The sequence below is a fragment of the Campylobacter devanensis genome, from assembly GCF_002139915.1.
Classification (GTDB): Bacteria; Campylobacterota; Campylobacteria; order Campylobacterales; family Campylobacteraceae; genus Campylobacter; species Campylobacter devanensis.
In genome coordinates this window covers 111,240-132,212 of sequence record NZ_CP018788.1, presented here as the reverse complement: position 1 = coordinate 132,212, position 20,973 = coordinate 111,240, and the positions used below count along the sequence as shown (strand labels likewise).

21 protein-coding genes and 1 pseudogene are annotated in these 20,973 nt (G+C 33.8%); 6 read left to right on the top strand and 16 right to left on the bottom strand.

All coding sequences use genetic code 11. The features are described from left to right. Nucleotides 1-5: 5 nt before the first annotated feature. The 16 genes and pseudogenes from CIGN_RS00715 to CIGN_RS00640 all read right to left on the bottom strand — a co-directional run bounded on the left by CIGN_RS00715 (nt 6) and on the right by CIGN_RS00640 (nt 15,591). On the bottom strand, nt 6-1,349 hold the full coding sequence (locus CIGN_RS00715) for a DUF6844 domain-containing protein (RefSeq protein WP_086301961.1): 1,344 nt from the start codon (nt 1,347-1,349) through the stop codon (nt 6-8). Nucleotides 1,350-1,369: 20 nt separating this feature from the next. After that, a complete protein-coding gene (lpoB, locus tag CIGN_RS00710) occupies nt 1,370-1,972 on the bottom strand; it encodes a penicillin-binding protein activator LpoB (RefSeq protein ID WP_434780851.1) in 603 nt (200 codons plus the stop codon). Between the two features lie 19 nt (nt 1,973-1,991). Further along, a complete protein-coding gene (locus CIGN_RS00705) occupies nt 1,992-2,375 on the bottom strand; it encodes a YcfL family putative periplasmic lipoprotein (RefSeq protein ID WP_086301959.1) in 384 nt (127 codons plus the stop codon). A 3-nt stretch (nt 2,376-2,378) separates the two neighbouring features. Next, complete coding sequence (locus CIGN_RS00700; protein WP_236844762.1) at nt 2,379-3,734, bottom strand: COG3014 family protein; 1,356 nt, start codon at nt 3,732-3,734, stop codon at nt 2,379-2,381. 131 nt (nt 3,735-3,865) lie between these two features. Then, a complete protein-coding gene (locus CIGN_RS00695; protein ID WP_141081323.1) occupies nt 3,866-4,435 on the bottom strand; it encodes a metal-dependent hydrolase in 570 nt (189 codons plus the stop codon). After that, nucleotides 4,413-5,693 (bottom strand): ArsB/NhaD family transporter, encoded by a 1,281-nt coding sequence (locus CIGN_RS00690; RefSeq protein ID WP_086301958.1) that lies wholly within the window; start codon nt 5,691-5,693, stop codon nt 4,413-4,415. Before CIGN_RS00690 ends, CIGN_RS00695 begins: the two co-directional genes overlap by 23 nt. 1 nt (nt 5,694) lies before the next feature. After that, a complete protein-coding gene (locus tag CIGN_RS00685) occupies nt 5,695-6,762 on the bottom strand; it encodes an NAD(P)-dependent alcohol dehydrogenase (protein WP_086224986.1) in 1,068 nt (355 codons plus the stop codon). A gap of 226 nt (nt 6,763-6,988) precedes the next feature. After that, nucleotides 6,989-7,267, bottom strand: a pseudogene (locus CIGN_RS00680) (flagellin); the annotation flags it as partial. A 119-nt stretch (nt 7,268-7,386) separates the two neighbouring features. Next, on the bottom strand, nt 7,387-9,090 hold the full coding sequence (locus tag CIGN_RS00675) for a DUF262 domain-containing protein (protein WP_086301956.1): 1,704 nt from the start codon (nt 9,088-9,090) through the stop codon (nt 7,387-7,389). Nucleotides 9,091-9,182: 92 nt separating this feature from the next. Continuing rightward, nucleotides 9,183-10,376 (bottom strand): DUF8374 domain-containing protein, encoded by a 1,194-nt coding sequence (locus CIGN_RS00670; protein WP_086301955.1) that lies wholly within the window; start codon nt 10,374-10,376, stop codon nt 9,183-9,185. A gap of 3 nt (nt 10,377-10,379) precedes the next feature. Then, nucleotides 10,380-11,522 (bottom strand): KpsE/RkpR family capsule polysaccharide export protein, encoded by a 1,143-nt coding sequence (locus CIGN_RS00665; RefSeq protein WP_434780847.1) that lies wholly within the window; start codon nt 11,520-11,522, stop codon nt 10,380-10,382. Then, nucleotides 11,519-12,184, bottom strand: coding sequence for an ABC transporter ATP-binding protein (locus CIGN_RS00660; RefSeq protein ID WP_086239058.1), 666 nt, complete (start codon nt 12,182-12,184; stop codon nt 11,519-11,521). Before CIGN_RS00660 ends, CIGN_RS00665 begins: the two co-directional genes overlap by 4 nt. Next, entirely contained in the window at nt 12,181-12,963 is a 783-nt protein-coding gene (kpsM, locus tag CIGN_RS00655) for a capsule polysaccharide transporter KpsM (protein WP_086301954.1), read from the bottom strand. Before kpsM ends, CIGN_RS00660 begins: the two co-directional genes overlap by 4 nt. 134 nt (nt 12,964-13,097) lie before the next feature. Beyond that, nucleotides 13,098-14,294, bottom strand: coding sequence for a capsule polysaccharide biogenesis protein (locus CIGN_RS00650; RefSeq protein WP_086301953.1), 1,197 nt, complete (start codon nt 14,292-14,294; stop codon nt 13,098-13,100). Then, complete coding sequence (locus CIGN_RS00645) at nt 14,291-15,382, bottom strand: capsular polysaccharide export protein, LipB/KpsS family (RefSeq protein WP_086301952.1); 1,092 nt, start codon at nt 15,380-15,382, stop codon at nt 14,291-14,293. The genes CIGN_RS00650 and CIGN_RS00645 overlap by 4 nt, the downstream gene beginning before the upstream one ends. A 26-nt stretch (nt 15,383-15,408) precedes the next feature. After that, nucleotides 15,409-15,591, bottom strand: a complete 183-nt coding sequence (locus tag CIGN_RS00640) for a hypothetical protein (RefSeq protein WP_086301951.1) — start codon at nt 15,589-15,591, stop codon at nt 15,409-15,411. A 172-nt stretch (nt 15,592-15,763) separates the two neighbouring features. On the opposite strand from CIGN_RS00640, the gene CIGN_RS00635 reads away from it, so the two are divergent. From CIGN_RS00635 to CIGN_RS00610, 6 genes are all read left to right on the top strand, one after another. Beyond that, nucleotides 15,764-16,018, top strand: a complete 255-nt coding sequence (locus CIGN_RS00635) for a hypothetical protein (protein WP_086301950.1) — start codon at nt 15,764-15,766, stop codon at nt 16,016-16,018. A 267-nt stretch (nt 16,019-16,285) separates the two neighbouring features. Then, nucleotides 16,286-17,515, top strand: a complete 1,230-nt coding sequence (locus CIGN_RS00630; protein WP_086301949.1) for a DegT/DnrJ/EryC1/StrS family aminotransferase — start codon at nt 16,286-16,288, stop codon at nt 17,513-17,515. Further along, nucleotides 17,515-18,054, top strand: a complete 540-nt coding sequence (locus tag CIGN_RS00625; RefSeq protein ID WP_086239276.1) for a dTDP-4-dehydrorhamnose 3,5-epimerase family protein — start codon at nt 17,515-17,517, stop codon at nt 18,052-18,054. Before CIGN_RS00630 ends, CIGN_RS00625 begins: the two co-directional genes overlap by 1 nt. A 76-nt stretch (nt 18,055-18,130) precedes the next feature. After that, nucleotides 18,131-19,180, top strand: coding sequence for a GDP-L-fucose synthase family protein (locus CIGN_RS00620; RefSeq protein WP_086301948.1), 1,050 nt, complete (start codon nt 18,131-18,133; stop codon nt 19,178-19,180). 96 nt (nt 19,181-19,276) lie between these two features. Beyond that, nucleotides 19,277-19,837 (top strand): dTDP-4-dehydrorhamnose 3,5-epimerase family protein, encoded by a 561-nt coding sequence (locus CIGN_RS00615; RefSeq protein WP_086251207.1) that lies wholly within the window; start codon nt 19,277-19,279, stop codon nt 19,835-19,837. After that, nucleotides 19,838-20,887, top strand: a complete 1,050-nt coding sequence (locus CIGN_RS00610; protein WP_086301947.1) for an NAD-dependent epimerase/dehydratase family protein — start codon at nt 19,838-19,840, stop codon at nt 20,885-20,887. Nucleotides 20,888-20,973 lie beyond the last annotated feature (86 nt).

Genomic DNA, 20,973 nt, shown 5'->3' with positions numbered 1-20,973 from the left:
CTATCCTAAAAATCATCTATCGTATTTACCACTTTTGAGCTTCTTTGAGTAGCCTTAGCTGGTGTAGCGGAATTTGAAGTAGTGCTTGAGCCCTTTTTATCTGATATGGCGTTTGTGATATTTAGATAATTAGCATAAGAGTAGTATCTCACCACGCCTACATATTCCACGCCATTTTCATCAGTATAATCCCATCTTTTTAGCGTTTGTATCCCACGGATTTGACCTGAAGCTTTTGCTTGTATGGTTTTAGAGACTCTATCTATCATATTTTCTAATGTCTCTTCTTGAATTTGCGTATCACCTGAGAGAATATTTTTTGTCTCTTTTATATTTTGGTTTATTGCCTCACCTGTCTCTTTCTCATCGCTAAATGATACACTAGTATTGATAAACTCTATTATAGCCGCATCAGCTTGTGCTGCGGCGGTATCTTTGGCTATACTCTCTTGTCTATCTGCTATTTTGCTATTAGCATCTGGGATATAACCCCAATTTCCATAGCTTAAAATTATAGGCGCACCATTCTCATCATATACTAGCCTAATTCCATACTCTTGTATAAAACCGGCTTTTTCTTTTGGTAGATACTCTACTACTGGCTTACCACCTTTTGCTTTTATGAGTGAAGAGGTTTTATTTTTCATATCTTTTGCGATTTGTCTAGTTTTATCACTCATTACAGCGATAACACCAATTCTATAATTACCCCTTTTTGTCTGTGTTACAACCGTTTTTACCGGCACCAATCCACTCATATTGCCAAAGGCTTTTGTAACGATATTTTTAGTAAATTCATCTTTTAAAAGCTCTTTTTTTCTCACCTCTTCTAGCCCTTGGCTATCTACACCTAGATCATTTAAAGCCCTATTTAATTCAGCACCCGCTAGCTGCGTTAGCTGATCAAAAATTTGAGAGATAGTCCCGCCTTTTGGCAACTCTTCAAATTCCCTAGCGTTGTCTGATTGATCTGCTTTGTATCTGCTTATGCTACTTGTAGCTATCCTACCAAAGGCATCTTTGACAAACTCACCTTGTAAATTTAATAGAGCTCTATTATAGGCATTTTGTAAAGATTTAGCAAAGCTTTTATCAGTTGGGCTTAGCGTTACATCGCTAACTCCGGTATAAAATGTCTTGCCATCTTTTGTGATACCATACTCTATACCAAACTCATCCTTAAACTCATCAAAAAAATCTTCTATGCTTTTAGGTGTTATATCTTGCGTGCTAGCATCGCTTAATTTGTTTTGGATATCCACATCGGCTTGAGTTATCTCATTAGCCTTATCCCCCATCCCAAAAGCCAAAGCCGCACAAACTGCCATTGATAATAGTATCTTTTTCATCTCTTATCCTTTATAATATCTTACCAAGTTACGCTATCGCTAGAGCCGGCTTTATTGATTGTCTTTTCATCCTCCCAATACACTAGACCCGAATTTAGATCAGTCAAACCAAGTAAAAATAGATATTCAACCTTTGTTTTGCCGTTGCTTAATCTTATATTATCTTGACGAATTTTACCAAATAGCGAAAAATCAGGCGAGATTAGAGTTCCCTTTTTGGCTATTGTTTTTTGATTAAATTCATCATTACCCCTTAGCTCTCTAACATCTTCGCTCATACTATCAAGCGCCCCACCAGATGCCACCGCAGAAGTGAGTATAAACTTACCCGATCTTCTCATAGCTTGAGTGATTTTCCTAGTTAGTTTATCAGTATCTAGCCTAAGAGCCGTATCATTGACTACTCTTCCTATTGCTACAACTTTTCTGATCCCTGGCTTTTGATTAGCAAATGCCGGATCACTAAGCAAACTATTTATCATAGTTTCAGCCGCCAACTCAAAATCCTCATTGCTTAACCCAAGGGTAATAGTATCACCTTGATTGACCTTGGCGCTATTATCTGTATAAAATGGCTGATTAGTACATCCACTAAGCAACAAAGTCGCCGCCACCACACTCATTAAAGTTAATTTTCTCATCTTATAACCCCTTTGTAGTTAGATAAATTTTAAAGCTTTTAGCTCTTTTGTCTTGAGCTAGTTTATTGATAGAGATTTGGCGATTAGCATTGAGACGTAAAATCTTATAGCTCTCATCGATTGAATTCCTAAGCTCAAATCCACTCTCATCTAGCCAAACTACCTTATACGCCACATCCATTTCAGAATTACTTTTTAAAATAACTTGAAACTCCAATAACCCAAGATCATTAAATCTGTGATTGATACCTTGGACTATATCCCTATCTATCGCCTCTAAGCTAACTAAATTCGAGTTATAGCCACTATCCCCTAAGACTATATCGCTATTACCAGCACAGCCAAACAGCATAGCACATACCAAAAACATTGCTAATTTTTTCATATTTCACCTCTGTATTATAATGGATTTTACCATATCTTTATTTGATGATCTCAGCCAGATCAACGCATCTTTGCTCTTATCTATCTTATCACTAGCTATGATTTTACCGCTACTATCTTTGATTGTATATGAGCCTTTATTTTCTACCATAGCGATACTAGCTATTTTCGGTAGAGTTTGCCACACTCTTATATCAGCTTTATTTGTTGCTGAAAGCAAAAAAGTTGTAGCCAAAGACGCTACCCCACCAAATTTATCAGCCACGACAGCACTAGTTGCGGATTTGATAGTGCCTGATAATATAGATTTAGTGATTATCCAAGGAAGCTCTATTTTAAACTCAGTAGCAAAAATATTATCAAAATTACTAATTTGAGTCGCCTTAACCCCATTTATGCTTATATCTTTATAGCTAAAATCACGCTTTTTAAGCATCGGCAAAGATAAACTCAAAGTTGCCACCCCATCGCTAATAATATATGGAATATTTATAGCAAATTCATTTTTTATAGTCCCAAGGCCATCTTCATAAGCTAAAAATATATATTTTTTGCCCTTAGATTTTACATTTTTGGCTCTAGTTTGCAATCTTTTGTTTATAGCTGATATCGCTTTATTTTTAGGATTAGCGATAGCTATTTCACGGAATTTATCTGCTGAATTTTTATAATCCTTATCTAAATAGAAAAAGACAGAAGCCGCATAAGTAGCATATGGATTGATGAAATTTTCACTAGTTTTAAACTCCTTAAAAAGCCTAGAATACTCATCATATACTAATTTAGTATTTTTTAAATTCTTTTTGTAATTTGGGTCGCTTTTTTGTTTCTCTAGCTCCTCTTTGGCCGCTTGGATCTGTGGAGCGAAATACTCCTTAGCCATATCTTGACGGATTAAAGCACGATTAAACTCCACTCTAGCATTTTCAAAGTCATTTAAACTCATAAAATTCAGTCCCTTATAGAGATTTACCATTATTCTCTCATACAAATTTCCATCATAATCACTAAATGTATCATTTAAAAGTATCCCTACAAGGTTTCTAGCTATCTTATTGCCTGTACTTTCTAAATCCACATCATATTTATACTTATCTTCAGCAATATCCAAAAGCTCATTGCTAAGTGCGAATTCCTGACAAACTCTAGCTATTGAAGCAGCATTTATAGCAGTATATATCGGATCTTTATTATCTTTGGCCTTTTGAATCTCATTTTCAAAGTAGCTCTGATCGCATTTATTCACCCCAAATTTGCTTATATAATCATCAGGCATAACAGCGATAGAAAGGGCATTTGGCACAGCACAACCACTAAATCCAAGCAATATAATCCAACACAAAAGAACAACTCTAATCATAGATAACCTAATTTTAAATTTACCGAAAAATTGTCGCAAAATATAATTAATTAATGGTAAATTATATATTAAATTTACATTAGTTATTTATATTACTTTTGTTATATATCTTTAGATTTAAGTAGGTAAATTTAAATCAAATTTAAAATTCCAAGTATCCTACCCATATCAATATCAAAGCCCAAAATCTTTGCTCCTAAAAACCCATCAACTGCCAAAATAGCTGGCAAAACTAAGGCCATCTCAACTGTTGAGCCAGTCTTTACTGCTATTTTCTTAGGCAAAATTCGAGCCACAAAACGCTTTTTAAATGGATAAAAATATCCCTGTATTCCACTAGGTGTTAGCATATCCCCGACATGATGCATAATCATACCAAATCCTAGCGCCCCCCATGCAATCTGCCCAAAAATCGCCCACGCTACAAAAAGCAGCACCGGAATAAATAAAAAATGTGTTGGTCCACGATGTTTAAAAAATGTCGCAGTAATCTGCGAAATCAGTGGAAATTTGCGTGAAATAAAGCTTCTAGGCTCATCAATATCAGGCAAAACAGAACCAAATAAAATCAACCCCACCACATAAGCAGTTTGTGTTTTATCTAAATTTGCCACACCGCTTAAATCTACTGCGCCCACAAAGCCCATCGCTCCAAGGGCTCCAATTGCTAAATGCGTTCTAAATGTCAAAACTCTCTCCAATCCACAAGCCTAAAACTGCTGCAAATAGCACGCCAAGGCTAAAAATAAAAGTAAATTTAAAATAATCTAAAAGGGATATTTTCACCCCACGAAGCTTAAGGTTTGCAAGCCATAAAAGCGTAGCTAGCGAACCAATTGGCGTAAGCTTTGAACCGATATTACACCCTAGTAAATGAGCATAAATCAGCCCCATATCAGCACCAAAATCCCTAAGTGCAAGATCTCCTAGCATTACCATTGGCAAGTTATTAATTAATGCTGAGCCAATACTTGAACCAAGTGCGATACCAAGAAGCGAACTAAATCTATCAAGCCCAGCAAGCATCTGGATATTTTGGCGTAAAAACTCCAAAATCCCAGCCATTCCAACACCATAAACCATCACAAAAAGCCCTACGCTAAAGACTACTACGCCAAAAGGTGCACGCTTAAAAAGTGCAAATTTGCCACTATCTTGCATCATTATAGAAATTAGTGCAACCAGCAAGATAAATAGGCTAATTGGCAACTCCATCTCTTCAAAAATCATACTCCCAATAGGCAACAAAATCAGCAAAAATAGACACGCCAAAAATCTCCCAGACCCAATCCTTCTAGCTGGCAGCTTAAACTCTAGCACTGCAGGAAGTCGCCTAGCTAACACCAACCAAAACAACCCACACGCAGCAATAAAAGCAAAAATTTGGGCTAAAACCATCGCCTCAAAATACTCTTTAAATGAGAGATTAAAAAGCTTTGCAGTTATGATATTGGTTAAATTTGAGATAATCAAAGCATTAGAACCAAAATCACTCAAAAAACCAAAAAATAATAAAAATGCCACTAAGGGTGTGGTTATACTTAGCTCATCTTTAGTATTAGAAAATAGTGCAAAAACTAAAGGGGTTAGCACTAAAATTGCTCCATCATTTGCTAAAAATGTAGCTACAAATAGACCCAATCCCATCATAAGAGCAAAAAATTTAAGCGTTGCAATCCTATAAATTCCACCACTACCTTTAGCAAATTTTCCAATAATTCTCCCAGCCAAAGCGTCAAAAAATCCCATCTGCTCAAACGCCATAGCAATGATAATTAGCCCCACTAGCACCAAAGTAGAATCCCATACCATTGCTAATACGCCAAAGGCAGATGAGACGCTCACCACGCCAAACATCATAGCCGCTATCGCACCTGCAACCGCACTAGCCCACACTGGAAGTCCAAACGGCCTAGTATAAATTAGCGCCATTGAAATAGCAAAAATCGCAAACGCCACTCTAGTTACTTGCCTTCATATCAATCACATATCTAAACTGCCCTGAGCCGTTTGTTAGCTTTTCATACGCCTCATCAATCTGATTTGGAGTAATAAGTATAGTTTCTGGATAAATCTCATTTTCAAGCGAAAAATCCAACATCTCTTGGGTCTCTTTAATTCCCCCAATTAATGAACCATAAATTTTCTTACCAGCCTTATGTACTAGATCAATTATACTCACACTTGGTGCTTCTTTATAAGGTGGCAGCCCTACAATAGCTAACTCTCCTCCAAATTTAAGCAGATCAATATATGCTATAACATCATATGATGTTGGAATTGTCGAGATAATCAGATCAAATCTTTCATTAACGATATTTTTATCTGTATTTGTATAAAAACTAGTAGCGCCAAGGGCTAGAGCATCGGCCTTTTTATTCTCATTTCTAGCAAATACGCTAACTTGTGCGCCCATTTTGACTGCGTATTTTAGCGCCATCATTCCAAGCCCACCAAATCCAGCTACACCAACCTTATCACCGGCTTTAATTTTAGAAAATTTAAGTGGTGAATATGTAGTAATTCCAGCACAAAGTAGTGGAGCTACTTTATCTAATGGGGCGTTTGCTCGAACTTTAATAGCGAAATTTTGACTTACTACAATGTTGCTTGAGTATCCACCAAATGTTATCTTGCCACCATGGAAAAAGTCAGGGCAATTATAGGTATAAACTGTTTTTCCTTGCTGACAAAACTGCTCTTGACTAGCCTTACACGCCTCGCACTCACCGCAGCTATTTACCATACAACCAACTCCAGCATAGTCGCCAATTTTAAATTTAGTTACATTTTTACCTACAGCTATTACCTGACCTGCGATCTCATGACCTGGAATACATGGATAGCTCGTACCACCCCATTCATCTTTGGCCGTGTGAATATCGCTATGGCAAATTCCCGAATATAGAATTTCAATTAATATATCATTATCTCCTACACTATGACGGGTAAATTCAATTGGAGTGAATTTAGAATCCTTAGATAACATCGCATAACCAGTGGCTGGAATTGTGAAAATATTGTTCATTTTATAACCTTTTTTTGAATTTTATACAATTTGATTTTATTTAAATTTAGGTAATTTTATCTAAGTTTAGTAAAAATTAGGATGATTTAAATCAAATTTATACTTTAAATCGTCATTGCAAATTTTTAATAAATATAAAGTAATTTTTTACATAAGTGTTATTTGATAAATATTACTAGAATTTAATAAACCCTCGCAATGACTAAGCATTGCGAGTAAATTTAAGTTACTGTAGTAGTCTTAATATATTTTGTTGGACAGCATTTGCCTGACTCATAGCGTAGCTTCCACTTTGGGCTAGTATGTTAAATTTAGAGAAGTTTGCACTCTCGCTAGCAAAGTCTACATCTCTTATTTGAGATTTGGCTGATTTTACATTTACTTGAGTAACTGTAATATTATTTATAGTAGCTACTAATTGATTTTGTACTGAACCTAGGTCAGCTCTTAGCTTGTCTAGAGTTTTTCTAGCTGCTTCAGCTACATCAACCATAGCTTGAGCACCACCATATTTTATCACAAAAACTTGCCCACGAAACTTTTGTGTATAAGGCAAGGCTGAGAGTATGATTTCAGCGGTTTTTATATGAGATTTTATTTCTTATCCTTTTAATACAACTAAAATTAACTTGTTGTTTTAATTAAATTGTTTTTTTCTACAAAAGAAATAAAATCATTTATAATATTATTATTTCTTTCTATTATTTCGGTTTTGCTAAATTCACTATAGTTTTTATGTATAGAGTTTAATTCATTATTTTGTGATTTTTTATAATGTTTTTCTTTGTCAGCAAAACTAAAATCACTTGCTCTAATGTTTATTTTTCTCTCCAAAAGGACTTTATTGCCAATAAATTCTATTTCATTGCCACTAAAATTTTCTCTTTTTGCTCTTTCTTTTGCGTAAATATGTTCTATTTGAAATTGCTCAGTTAATCCCGGTGTTTTCTGGGTACTATCTTTTAAAAACCACCAAGTAAGCATAGAACGAGTTATTGAATTATTATTGCTAAATTTTTGAGTTTGTATAAATGTTTTTAAATTTTCTTTTTCAAACAAAAACTTTGAAAAATCCATTTCCTTGTCGTTAATAATATCTACCATAACGCTATAAATAGGTATTCTTAGCTGAGAGACGCTAGGATATATAAAAGAATATGCAAAAATAAACGCTGTTATTTTCTCTAAAAATTTAGCAAATTTTATATTATCAAGCTTATTTTGCTCATCCTTATTTTTCATAAAATATACAGAAGTGATATTTGCCCACATTATATTTGGGGCATAGTTTAAAATAAAAAGCCATCTTAAAGTATTTTCATCAAAATAATTTTTATCTTGAATAGAAATTGCTTGCCAAAAGCTACCCAAGTTTTGCAAGTCTTCAAAAGTCCTATCGCTTTTTAATAAAGCATAACTATCCTTTTCATAAAAATCTCTCAAACCCTCTGTTGTGCTATTTTTATTACCTTTTAAAGCTCTTTGATAATACATATAACGATTAAAAATTTCATCAGTAGAAGTATTATCTTTTTTAGAAAATACCTCTTTACATAAAATTTCCAAATTTTTCCATTTTTCTATAAATTCATCTTTTTGATTTTTTGCTACATAAAATTTATAAAATTGTGCTTTAAAAATATCTGCATCAGCTAGTGGCTTGCCTCTATCATTTAAAGTAGAAAAAATCCTAAGTGCTGTTTTTTCATTATCTGCTTCAATAGGCAACAAAATACAATTATTTAAAATTCTAGTTGGTAAATAAGCGAAATAATTAGGATATTCTTTTAAAAATTCATCTACTTCTTTTTCAAAATACCTAAAATTTATGGCATACTGGCTTTTAAAATCTTTAGCATCACCAGTTTTTAGAATTTCTAAAAATTCATTCTTATGTTCATCTAAGGCTACCTGAGAATCTATTTTTAATTTTTCTTTGTTTTCATTGCCAAATTCATCACTTTTCCAAATACATTGTGCCAAGTTTTGCTTTGTTCGCATAGAATTTTCATCTTCCATTTTTTCAAGTCTTTTATAAAAAACCCTAAGTAATAGCATTAAAGTAGTAAGCCTTTGTTGCCCATCTATTACTTCAAGCTTTTTATTATTCTCAAAAGTTACAATAGGGCCTAAAAAATATTCTTCATCAGAATTAAAATTTTCAGGTTTTTTATCTGGAAAAGCGAAATCAAAAATATCTTTCCAAAGAGTTTGACACTCATCTTCTCCCCAAGCATAAGGGCGTTGATAATCAGGTATTAAAAAATCAGATCTTTTATCTTCAAATAATTGTTTAATCTTTTTTTGGTCTATGTTTAATTTTGACATTTTTTACTCCACTAAAAGTTAAGTTTGAAATTTTTAAATTTTAGCTAAATTTTTTGATTTTCACGCTTTAATTATAATTAAAATTTGATAATTTATCCCTTTTTATCCCTTTTTATCTCATTTATTTCAAAATATAATTTTATTAATCCGCCTTTATACCAAGTTTTGGTGGCTTTGATAAGGGCTTGGCCTAGTCTGTATGGTGCGCTTTGTTTTTCAGCTAGGGCGGGTTTATAATCTTCGTAATGCTCTATTGGTGGGACTTTTAAATTTGGTTTGGTTTGGATAATTTGGAGATACTCTATCTTTTGACCTCTATGCTTTAAAGCGATAGCTAATAAAATAAAAGGCAATTTAATCTTGCCAAATATAGTTGTGTGATTTTCTATCATCGCATAACCAAGTTTGTAAGCTAGGTGATATCTTATTCTCTCTATGGCGTAATTGGCTTTACAAATGAAGCCACCTTTATACTCGCTGCCACCGCATTTTAGCCATTTTTGGTAGTATTTATCCCAAATTTCGCCCCAAAATTGATAAACTAGCTCATTATTCCAAAACCGCCCATCTCGCCCCCAAGCGTGGATTATCGATGCTCCTATGCTTTTACGCCAAAATGTGCTACTAGTGTATTCATAGCCTAGATTTTTGACTTTAAATTTATTATCTAAGATTAATAAGCTAAGCACGCCTTGGTCATTGGCTCCATATTTTGCGCTATAATTATAGATTTGATTATAGCACTCTTTTGGGTTTGGGATTGTATCATAGTAGGCCACAATCCCACTTCTATAAACTCTACAATCTTTAAATTCGCCGTTATAATCCCTAAGTGTTGGATTTAAAAGACTCTTACCCCTATGAGCGCTAAAGTGATAACCCTTCAATCTAAATAGCTCACCAACTCCTTTAAGTAGCAAAATATCAAAATCAAGATAGACTATACACTCACACTCATCAAGCAACAAAAGTGGCTCAAACATCCCATAAGCCATATGTGTCCAGCGAGAGAAAAAGGGCGAATTTAAGATATTTTGGTTATTTGTGTGTGGCTTTAATCTCTTAGCAAAATCATCCTTGGTAAAGCTAATAAATTTAACCTTCGCCCCACCAGCAACCCTAGCAAACGCTTCTAGCTCACTTTGCGTAAATCCATCATGAACGATATAAAATATATCAACTTCACCGCCCATTACCTCAGCGATATTTGCCACCATTGTCCCGATAGCAAAGGCGGAGTTACTAGTCGCTGCTAATAAAATTCCATTTTTATATGGTTTTTTCATCTATCAATATCTATGCTCATCGATGATAGCACGAACTAGCCTCACAACCCCAAATATCAGCGTCAAAATCACAAAAATCGTGATGATATTATACATTTTATTTGGATACGCAGCGCTATCTGGTACATATGGGCTTTGGATCACTACTACTTGCTTAGCCTTTCTACCGATCTCAATTCTAGTTGTCTCAACAGCTGTGATAGCGGTTTTATATACATCCTCAGCAAAGCTTAAATTCAGATACAAAGCCTCAAATTGCGCTACAACATCATTTAATTTATCTTGAGAAGCATTGGATGCTACCTTGCGTTTTTCTTTTTCTAACTGCTCTTTATGCGCTCTTAATTCAGCTTTTAAAGCTGCAATTTCAGGCGCATTGTCATTAAGATAACTTCTCATAGTGTTGAGTTCAGTCTCTTTTTTAGATATTTGAAGCTCTATTTCGGTGATAAATCCAGCCTTGGTTTTAGCTAGGCTTTGAGGGTCAAAGACTCCATACTCATTTTGAAAAGCCAAAAGCTCATTTTTGGCATCTTTATACTTTTGTTTAGCACTCTCTAGCTCACCTTGGGCAAATCTTAGCTGCTCTCTAGCGATATTATGCGAAATTTCATTTATAAATCTCTCACTCTCTTCTAAAATAGCGGCCGAGATATTACGAGCATCTTCAGGGCTAAAGCCCTCTACAGCGACATTTAAAAGCCCTGTTGTATCATCAAATAATATATGGATTCTATCTCTATAATATTTTAGATAGCTCTCTTTGCTAGTTGATGAGTAGATACGGAAAAATAGATCTATTTTTTGCTTTTCATAAAGCGATCTTAAATTTATCTTTTCATCAAGTTTTTGGAGCATATCAAAGGATTTTATATACTCTTGTAAAAGCTTGATATCTTCAGTTGAGCTAGACGCCACCCCTACCAAACTCTCTATCCCGCTTAAAGATATTGGCGAGCCACCATCTGTGGATTTAACGCTTAGAGAGACATTACTAACATATCTATCAGCAGCGATAAAGGCATAGTAAAATATCACCACAATCATTATATAAATCACAGTTTTAAAACTATCAAGTCTATTTAGACGCTCTTTGTGTTGTTTTAGATCCTTAATAGATCTTAAAATCATAGTTCTTTTATTCAACTGCATATCCTTTTATACATTTCAATTCCTTCATCTACATCATCATAAACTGTAGTCATTCCGCTATTTACTAAGATTATCTTATCGCACCACTGCTTTATCTCGGCCATATTGTGCGATACCATTATAACCTTGGAATTGCTTAGTTTTTCTTTATATATAGCATCGCTTTTTTTCTTAAATTTAGCATCGCCTACAGCCCCGGCCTCATCTATCAAATAATAATCAAAGTCAAAAGCCATACTAAGCCCAAATCCTATGCGTGATCGCATACCTGATGAGTAGGTGTTCATCGGTTCATCAAAGTATTTACCAATCTCAGCAAATTCCTCAATATAACGCACCTTCTCTTCTAAGGCCTCGCCCCTATATCCATAAACTCTAGCTACAAACTTCACATTATCCCTAGCTGAAAGTGAACTTTGAAATCCACCAGCTAGACCAACCGGCCATGAGATTTTCTTATCCGTGATGACTCTGCCAGCATTTGGGATATCAGCCCCGCTCAAAAGTCGCATAAGAGTGGATTTACCAGCGCCGTTTCTACCGATTAAGCCTATACTACAATCATCAGGAAATGTGAAGGTAAATTCACGAAAGACAAAGTGCTTATCGCCATTGCTTAGTGGGTAAAATTTGGTTAAATTGTCTAATTTTATCATGGTCTGCTCGCTACCAATTCTCTTCTTTTATAATAGTAAAACCAAAATCCTATAAATAATAGCACTACATTAAAAACCAATGGATAAGCCAAATTCACACCATCAGCTAGCGGATATCCATCAAAATAATAATATTTTATACTCTCGCAAATATGAAGCATAGGGTTATAAAGCATATATTGTAATATATTAGATGGAATTATCCAAATGGGAAAAATCACACAAGATAGCATATACAAAGCAGCTGTAAAATATGTCAAAACAATCTTAAGCGGCTCCATAAAATGCGTAATAATCGCAAATATCACACCAAGGCTAAATCCAGATAGCACCATCAAGGCCAAACTAACAAACATAGCCAAAAAATCCCTAGGCAAGACATCATAGCCCATTATCCACCCAGCCAAAACCATCACACAAAAAAATATCAAAGAGTACATATAAAACTCAAGCAAAGTTCTAGCTAAAAATACATGAATTGGCCTAACAGGCTTATAAAAAAATAGAGTTAAATTCCCAGCTATCCCGCCCATAAGCTGCGTAACAATATTTCTAAACATAAAAAAAGGAATTATCCCACAAGCCAAAAACATAAAAACAGGCGTCCCACCAGGGATAGATAAATTCGTGATATACTCACGGATCAAGGTTACTAAAGTAGTTATCACAAGGATTTGCATCAGTGGCTCACCAACTACCCAGAAGTATCCTAGATGCCTATTTTTGCCAAATCTAGTTTTTAGCTCTCTAAAAAATAGCGCCCTTATGACATTTAGCACTATATCCTCCGCAAAATTATTTGATAAATTATAGCAAAATAAGGTTACAAATCAGCCCAAAAACTATTTAAATTCCACCATTTAGAAAATACATCAGGATTTCTTTTTAGATTAGTTACAAATCAATCCAAAAATTATTTAAATTCCACCCCATCTTTTAGATAATAGCTCCCAATTATCTGTGTATTATCTATCAAATATGCCCTAAATTTGGCATAAAGCTCGCTATCAACCTTAGATTGAATAGTCCAAAATTTATCTAAATTTATATCTTTTGTAGTAAGGCCTTTGATATCATACATAGATTTTCCAAGGCAAATTACAGGCTTAGAGTAGCTTAGGGCATTTAGCCCGACGGTGCTATTGATTAAAATTACAGCTTTTGAGTTTTTGATTATTGTAGGCAAATGAGCATCAAATGCAGCCATCACACGCCCTTCAACCTTATAAATTTGAGCTAAATAGCCAATATATGAGCTATAATTTTTCTTGCCTCTATCCATCGGATGATGCTTAAAGATCAAAATCATATCCTTAGGCGCATTCTTAGAAAATGATGAGATAATATACTCAATAAAGCTCTCCATAGTCTTAAATCTAGAGTGAGTTCTAACCTGAAAATCATCATGAGTTTGAAGTGCTACAAAATAGTATCTCCCACTTAGCTCCCCATTTAAACGCTCATTTAAATTTTTTTCGCTAAATTTATATTTAATCTTTCTAAAAAGATTGCGAATCCCATAAAACCCCTCTCTAATAGGCGAAAAATCACGATGATGAATGTAGTTAGGATATAAAAAATAGAATATATTTGCTATGAGATAATACTGCACCGCCCACCACGCCATCAAGGCATAAGTAGAGGTGGATTTAGCTGAAAATGGCTTGGTTAGTGGCTTGTAAGCATCATAAAATTCCCTATCTCTAGGCATTTTAGAGTGGTTATTGACCCCATAAGACTCCATTGTGATAAATCCAGGACGCAAATACCCCTCTTCAAAGACATAAACACTAATCCCCAAATTCCTAGCTATCTTAATAGCCATTTTGTGATAAAATCTACAATCCCCAAATAAAAAGACAATATCAATATTATTATCTTGATAAAATTTATTTATAAATTTAGGCCACTGCTTTGGTTTGGCTTTATATGCGATATAATTTTTACTTTTAGAAAAATAGGCATCACCAGCATTAAATCCAATTCTAGTTACAAAAGCGCCCTTTTTGGTACAAATATTATCAAGCTTATTAAAAAAATCCCCCATAGGACCTTGTAAAAGCAAGACATTTTTGCCTTTAATACCAGTAATTCTCTCTTCTAATCTCATCTTTTTACCACAAATAAAACTACATATAAAATTTTCTGCCCTATTCTAGCATATAGCGACCAGATCTTATGTAAAACCGCATTTATCGGCTTTTGAAGCTCTTGCTTTTGCCCTTGTAAAGCCAAAACCAAATCACTAGCCCCACAAGTCTCTAAACTCACCGGATAGATATATCTAGGATAGATTATATAGGCTCCAGCGATTAATTCATCTATATTTAAATTTCTACAACGCCTTGGAAGTGGCTTTTTATCATCGCTCAACCCCCATCCAGCCCAAAACGGCCTACCATAGCAAATAACCCTTTTACCACGCAATATAGCCTCTAAGCCACTTGTAGAGGTCATCGTGTGAATCTCATCAGCTATATCAAGTAGCACAGGCATACTCACCCCAGTTACGATCTCATCGCAATATTTTAGCGCCTCGCTCTCATCTACTTGGCCTATTCTATTGCCACTTAGCACATCAGGATGGGGCTTGTAGATGATATGAGCTTTAGGGGAGTTTGATCTAGCTTGTTTGATTAGCTCGATATTTTTCATCCCATCAGCACCGATTTTTACACTAGCGTCATCTTCGACTTGACCGATAACTAAGGCTATTTTTTTGCTATTTTTAGGCGTAATTATACCATCTTTATCATCATTATATTTTGAAATTTTGCTATTTATCAAATTTTGTTTTAATTTTATTGCCTCTTCTAACTCATAAGCACTGAATTTATGATAATTTAATATATTTTCTAATCTACTTGGTTTTGTAGTATCAAAATATATCCCAACATCATCAAAAACCAAAGAATAAGGCCTAGTAAGATCGCTCCCTAGCCCGATTGATCGGATAAATCCATCTTCTACCCTTATTATACTCACACCATTTTCATCGCACCATTTTTGTAGTTTTGGATACTCTTTTTTGCCCCAGATATAGACTAGTGAGCTAGGATTTAATCCCTTTTTTAATGCCAAAAGAAGTGGATCTTTGCTAAATGTGCTTATGAAATTTAAATTTCCACCCAAAAATGGCACCATAAATTTACGCTTCCAAATAGAAAATCCAAATAAAAATTTCTTATTATTCTCCATATTTAATTTAGAATTTTTTATGATATTTATCCTTGAGTGATAATTTTGATATTACTAGCGTGAGCTATTAAATTTGGATTTTTACTAGCATCGGCAATGACTATTTCAATTTTTGGATGATTGCTAAATTTATTAATCAATTCTACAGCTCTATTATATATAAAAGAGTTATAATCTTTATAAAATACAGGCACAATAAAGCTAAGCAACCCCAAATCCTTCAAAAATATAAAATTCGCCAATTATATCTAATAAAAAATAAAATAGATATAAATAGATTTAATACAAAATATATCCAAATTAACTAGATTGCTGACCAAATTCAGCCTTATTTTATAAAAATGCCATTATAATCCCTAATCAAAAAATAAATGGATAAATATGTTTAAATTCAAATCTACAATTCTTATGCTATTTTTAAGTGCTACATTTGCCCTAGCTAATGGGTATTTCATCGGATTTAGTGGTGGCTTAAATCATAGCTTGGTCGATGATGATAATTATGATTTAAAATCTGATAATAATCTCTTATTATCCCCTAAATTTGGCTATCAAATAAACAATACACACAGATACTCTATATCATATGAACATGGCGGCAAATCAAGTGGTAGCAAAGCTATAATATCGAACTAGCTAGCGCTTTGTATGAAATAGGTGATAGATGGATATAGAATTTGGAGCTAAAATTATGCGTACAATGTATAAAAGTAAAGATTTGGATATAAGCTTTGATTATGGTGGCGCAACCTATAAGTAAGATAGAAGATAAGCCATTTAGACTAAAACAGCTTGATATGGGGGCATATCTTGGAGTGAGTTATAGGTTTTAATTTAAATTTATTTGTTAGTTTTAAGTAGTATTTGATATAATTAAGCTTTTAATTTTTATAAGGAGTATTTATGCAAGGGTATTCTTTGGCATCATCAACTTGGGATGAAAAAGAGTTAAACGCCATTAATGAAGTTATCAAAAGCGATATCTTTACAATGGGCAAGAAAGTAGCCGAATTTGAAAAAGATTTCGCTAAATTTGTCGGATCAAAATACGCCGTTATGACAAGCTCAGGCTCGACAGCGAATTTAATCGCAACTGCAGCGCTATTTTATACCAAAAATAATAAACTAAAAAGAGGCGATGAAGTAATAGTCCCAGCCGTATCTTGGAGCACTACATATTACCCACTTCATCAATATGGCCTTAAACTCAAATTTGTTGATGTAGATTTACATACACTAAATTATGATTTAGAAGCGTTAAAAAATGCTATAAGCAATAAAACAAAGATGATAATGTGTGTCAATTTACTCGGAAATCCAAATGATTTTGATGCTATTAAAGCTATGATTTGTGATAAAAATATAATTTTATTAGAAGATAATTGCGAGTCAATGGGAGCCGAATATAAAGGCAAACAAGCCGGAACATTCGGTATTATGGGGACATTTTCTACATTTTACTCTCACCATATGGCTACTATGGAGGGTGGTTTTGTCGTTACTGATGATGAAGATCTTTATCACATTTTATTATGTCTTAGGGCGCATGGTTGGACTAGGAATTTGCCAAAAGAGAATCTAGTAGCACCAAAAAGCGATGATTGGTTTAGTGAGTCGTTTAGATTTGTATTGCCTGGATACAATGTCCGCCCTGTTGAGATGAGCGGAGCAATTGGTATAGAACAGCTAAAAAAACTTCCAAATTTCTTAAAACATAGAAGAGAAAATGCCAAGCTTTTCCAAAAATACTTCGCAAATCATCCTGATTTTATCATACAACAAGAGATTGGCTCTAGCTCGTGGTTTGGATTTTCACTCATTATAAAACCTACTTCAAAATTAAAAAGAGCTGATATTATCAAACTTTTAGAAGCTAATAATATAGAGTATCGCCCTATTGCTACTGGTGATTTTACTCAAAATGAGGTTATCAAATATTTTGATTACGAAATTTTTGGCGAACTAAAAAACGCAAAATATCTGCAAGAAAATGGATTTTTCGTAGGCAATCACCAAATAGATATTAGTAATCAAATAAATTTGCTAAATAGCGTTATAGTGGGGGGGGGCAGACCTCTAAATAATAAATTTCAAATTTCTATCGCTTATCTTAGCGAGCTAAAGGTTGCGTGATGGCGATAGAATTTGATATACAAGAGTCTAAAAAACTAAAAGGCGTTTATATCATCACTCCTAATAAATTTAGGGATTTAAGGGGTGAGATTTGGTCAGCATTTACTAGCGAAGCTATCGATAAACTCCTTCCAAATAATCTAAGATTTATCCATGATAAATTTATTCACTCAAAGCACAATGTAATCCGTGGCATTCATGGCGATAAAAATACATACAAATTAGCTACTTGCGTATATGGACAAATACACCAAGTAGTAGTAGATTGTAACGAAAACTCACCTACATATTTACAATATGAAGAGTTTGTAATAGATGCTGATAATCAAAAGATGATTTTAGTCCCAGCTGGTTTTGGCAATGCTCATTATGTTAGCTCGCAAAGTGCGGTATATTATTACAAATGTGCATATATAGGTAAATATACAGACGCAGATGAGCAATTTACTTATGCTTGGAATGACCCTAGAATAGGCATAGAGTGGCCTACAACTAATCCGATTTTATCAGAGCGAGATATGCTTATCACACAAAATTAAAACTTAAATTTAAGTAAAAATTAGGCGAATTAATGTAATAATTATGGGTTAAATAAGCCTATTATCAAGGAAATAAATGGAGAAAAACTCTAAAATTTATATCGCAGGGCATAGAGGTCTAGTCGGTAGTGCTATTTTACGAAAATTACAAAATGATGGTTATCTAAATTTGATATATAAAACACATGATGAATTAGATCTTACTAATCAGCAAGAAGTTAAAAAATTTTTTGAGATAGAAAAACCGGAATTTGTGATACTCTGTGCCGCCAAAGCTGGTGGCATAGGCGCCAATAGCAAATATAGAGCAGATTTCATCTATCAAAATTTAATGATAGAGTGTAATGTCATCCATCAAGCATATTTAAATGGTGTTAAAAAATTGCTTTTTATAGCTTCAACTACAGTTTATCCTAAAAACGCCACCTTACCAACTAATGAATCTTGGATGTTAAAAGGTGATTTGGATTATGCTAATAAGCCTTATGCCTTATCCAAAATCGCTGGTTGTTTGATGTGTGAGTCCTATAATTTACAATACAACACAAATTTTATATCCATAACCCCTACAAATTTATATGGGAATAATGATAAATTTGATTTAGAAAAATCACATGTAGTCCCTGGAATTTTAAGAAAAATGCACTTAGCCAAACTCCTAAATGAAAATAGATATGATGAGCTACTAAATGATTTAAATATGCCAAATTTAGATGAAGCTTTAGTTTATTTAAACAAATTTGGTATAAATGAAAATAGCGTAGAAATATGGGGCGATGGGACTCCTACAAGAGAATTTTTACATAGTGATGATCTAGCAGAGGCCGCCTTGTTTATCATGAAAAAGATAAACTTTAAAGATCTTATCGATAACTCACAAGAGATACAAAATACCCATCTAAATATAGGCCCAAATGAAAATATTACAATTAAAGAGCTAGCAACATTAATCAAAGAGATAGTTGGATTTAAAGGCGATTTGACCTTTAACGCTAATCGCCCTAATGGAGCAATGAATAAACTAACTGATTGTTCAAAAATTCACTCTTTAGGCTGGAAACATAAAATAAATTTAGAAGAAGGAGTCAAAATGCTGTATCAATGGTATAAAAATGGGGGGGTATGAGCTAAATTTAAAATCAATAAATAATTCTAAATTTACTCATTTATATTCAAATTGCAATTTCACTATGCCTTTTGGCTTAGGTTTAAAGGCTGCGTGATGGCGATAGAGTTTGACATACAAGAATCTAAAAAACTAAAAGGCGTTTATATCATCACTCCTAGTAAATTCAAAGATTTAAGGGGTGAGATTTGGTCGGCGTATTCAAGCGAAGCGATATTAAAACTTTTACCAAATGGCCTTAATTTTGTCCTTGATAAATTTACACTTTCAAAACCAAATGTTTTAAGAGGCATTCATGGCGATCATAAATCTTGGAAGCTTGTAACTTGCGTAACTGGCGAAATTCACCAAGTTGTAGTAGATTGCCAAAAAGAATCTCCAACATATCTACAATACGAAAAATTCATTATCAACTCAGATAATCAAAAATTAATTTTAATCCCGCCACGATTTGGCAATGCTCAATATGTTAGCTCAAAATGCGACTCTATGTATTATTACAAATGGGCTTATGAGGGTGAATATGTCGATGCAAGTGATCAATTTACATTTGCTTGGAATGATCCTAGAATCGCAATTGATTGGCCTACTAATACTCCAATTTTATCAAATAGAGATATTGAAGCAATGACTCAAGATCACACTAAAGGATTTTAAATGGATAAAAACTCTAAAATTTATATAGCTGGGCATAATGGGACGGCTGGGACGGCGCTTGTGGATAATTTAAGGGCTAGAGGCTATAATAATTTAATACTTAGAACTCGTCAAGAGCTTGATTTGACTAATCAAGAGGCAGTTGCAGATTTATTTAAAAATGAAAAACCTGAATATGTGTTTTTATGTGCCGTATTACCATGCGGTGCTGCAAATGTAGCGCAAAGAGCTGATTTTATCTATGTAAATTTGATGATACAAAATAATATCATTCATCAATCTTATTTACATGGTGTTAAAAAGCTTATATGCTATGGCTCTGGCTATATGTATCCATATCATGCCAAAAATCCATTAAAAGAAGAGTATATGATGCAAAGCGTTTTAGAGTATAACGCATATACTATGGGTATAGCTAAGATAGCTGGGGCTGCAATGTGTGAGGCATATAATATACAATATGGCACAAATTTCTTATGCTTGGCATTAAATAATCTATATGGCACAAGGGCGAATTTTGACTTTGGCAAAAGTAGAGTTTTGCCTGCTTTGCTTTGTAAATTTCATTTAGCTAAAATGCTTGAAGATGATAATTTTGAAGGTGTTTTGGCAGATTTAAATATGAATGAAAAAGAAGCAACTGAAATTCTAAATAATTATGGAATCGCTAAAGATAGTGTAGAAATTTGGGGGACCGGTAAGGTTAAAAGAGAATTTATCCATAGTGATGACTTAGCCGATGCTAGTATTTTTACTATGGAAAATATTAATTTTAGCGATTTAGCTAAGGGCAAAAATCCTCAAAATACTCATATTAATATTGGCTCTGGAGTTGCTTATAGTATTGCAGAAGTAGTTGATATGATTAAAGGCATTGTTGGATTTAATGGTCAGTTATATTTTAATACATCTAGACCAGATTCAACAATGGATAGATTAATGGATGTTTCTAAGATAAATTCACTAGGATGGAAACATAAAATCGAGTTAGAAGAAGGTATTAAAATGATGTATCAATGGTATAAAACTAGCATTAAGGGGAGGGGGTAGAGTCTAAATTTATAAATTTAACCTATACAACTACATTTAATGCAATAAATAACTTAAATTTCATTGCAGATTCTAAAAGGATTTGC

Bases quoted from the DNA above. Each gene is read 5' to 3' on its own strand.
- CIGN_RS00715 (WP_086301961.1), bottom strand. From the start codon at position 1,349: ATGAAAAAGATACTATTATCAATGGCAGTTTGTGCGGCTTTGGCTTTT.
- lpoB (WP_434780851.1), bottom strand. From the start codon at position 1,972: ATGAGTGTGGTGGCGGCGACTTTGTTGCTTAGTGGATGTACTAATCAG.
- CIGN_RS00705 (WP_086301959.1), bottom strand. From the start codon at position 2,375: ATGAAAAAATTAGCAATGTTTTTGGTATGTGCTATGCTGTTTGGCTGT.
- CIGN_RS00700 (WP_236844762.1), bottom strand. From the start codon at position 3,734: ATGATTAGAGTTGTTCTTTTGTGTTGGATTATATTGCTTGGATTTAGT.
- CIGN_RS00685 (WP_086224986.1), bottom strand. From the start codon at position 6,762: ATGAACAATATTTTCACAATTCCAGCCACTGGTTATGCGATGTTATCT.
- CIGN_RS00675 (WP_086301956.1), bottom strand. From the start codon at position 9,090: ATGTCAAAATTAAACATAGACCAAAAAAAGATTAAACAATTATTTGAA.
- CIGN_RS00670 (WP_086301955.1), bottom strand. From the start codon at position 10,376: ATGAAAAAACCATATAAAAATGGAATTTTATTAGCAGCGACTAGTAAC.
- CIGN_RS00660 (WP_086239058.1), bottom strand. From the start codon at position 12,184: ATGATAAAATTAGACAATTTAACCAAATTTTACCCACTAAGCAATGGC.
- CIGN_RS00650 (WP_086301953.1), bottom strand. From the start codon at position 14,294: ATGAGATTAGAAGAGAGAATTACTGGTATTAAAGGCAAAAATGTCTTG.
- CIGN_RS00645 (WP_086301952.1), bottom strand. From the start codon at position 15,382: ATGGAGAATAATAAGAAATTTTTATTTGGATTTTCTATTTGGAAGCGT.
- CIGN_RS00635 (WP_086301950.1), top strand. From the start codon at position 15,764: ATGTTTAAATTCAAATCTACAATTCTTATGCTATTTTTAAGTGCTACA.
- CIGN_RS00630 (WP_086301949.1), top strand. From the start codon at position 16,286: ATGCAAGGGTATTCTTTGGCATCATCAACTTGGGATGAAAAAGAGTTA.
- CIGN_RS00625 (WP_086239276.1), top strand. From the start codon at position 17,515: ATGGCGATAGAATTTGATATACAAGAGTCTAAAAAACTAAAAGGCGTT.
- CIGN_RS00620 (WP_086301948.1), top strand. From the start codon at position 18,131: ATGGAGAAAAACTCTAAAATTTATATCGCAGGGCATAGAGGTCTAGTC.
- CIGN_RS00615 (WP_086251207.1), top strand. From the start codon at position 19,277: ATGGCGATAGAGTTTGACATACAAGAATCTAAAAAACTAAAAGGCGTT.
- CIGN_RS00610 (WP_086301947.1), top strand. From the start codon at position 19,838: ATGGATAAAAACTCTAAAATTTATATAGCTGGGCATAATGGGACGGCT.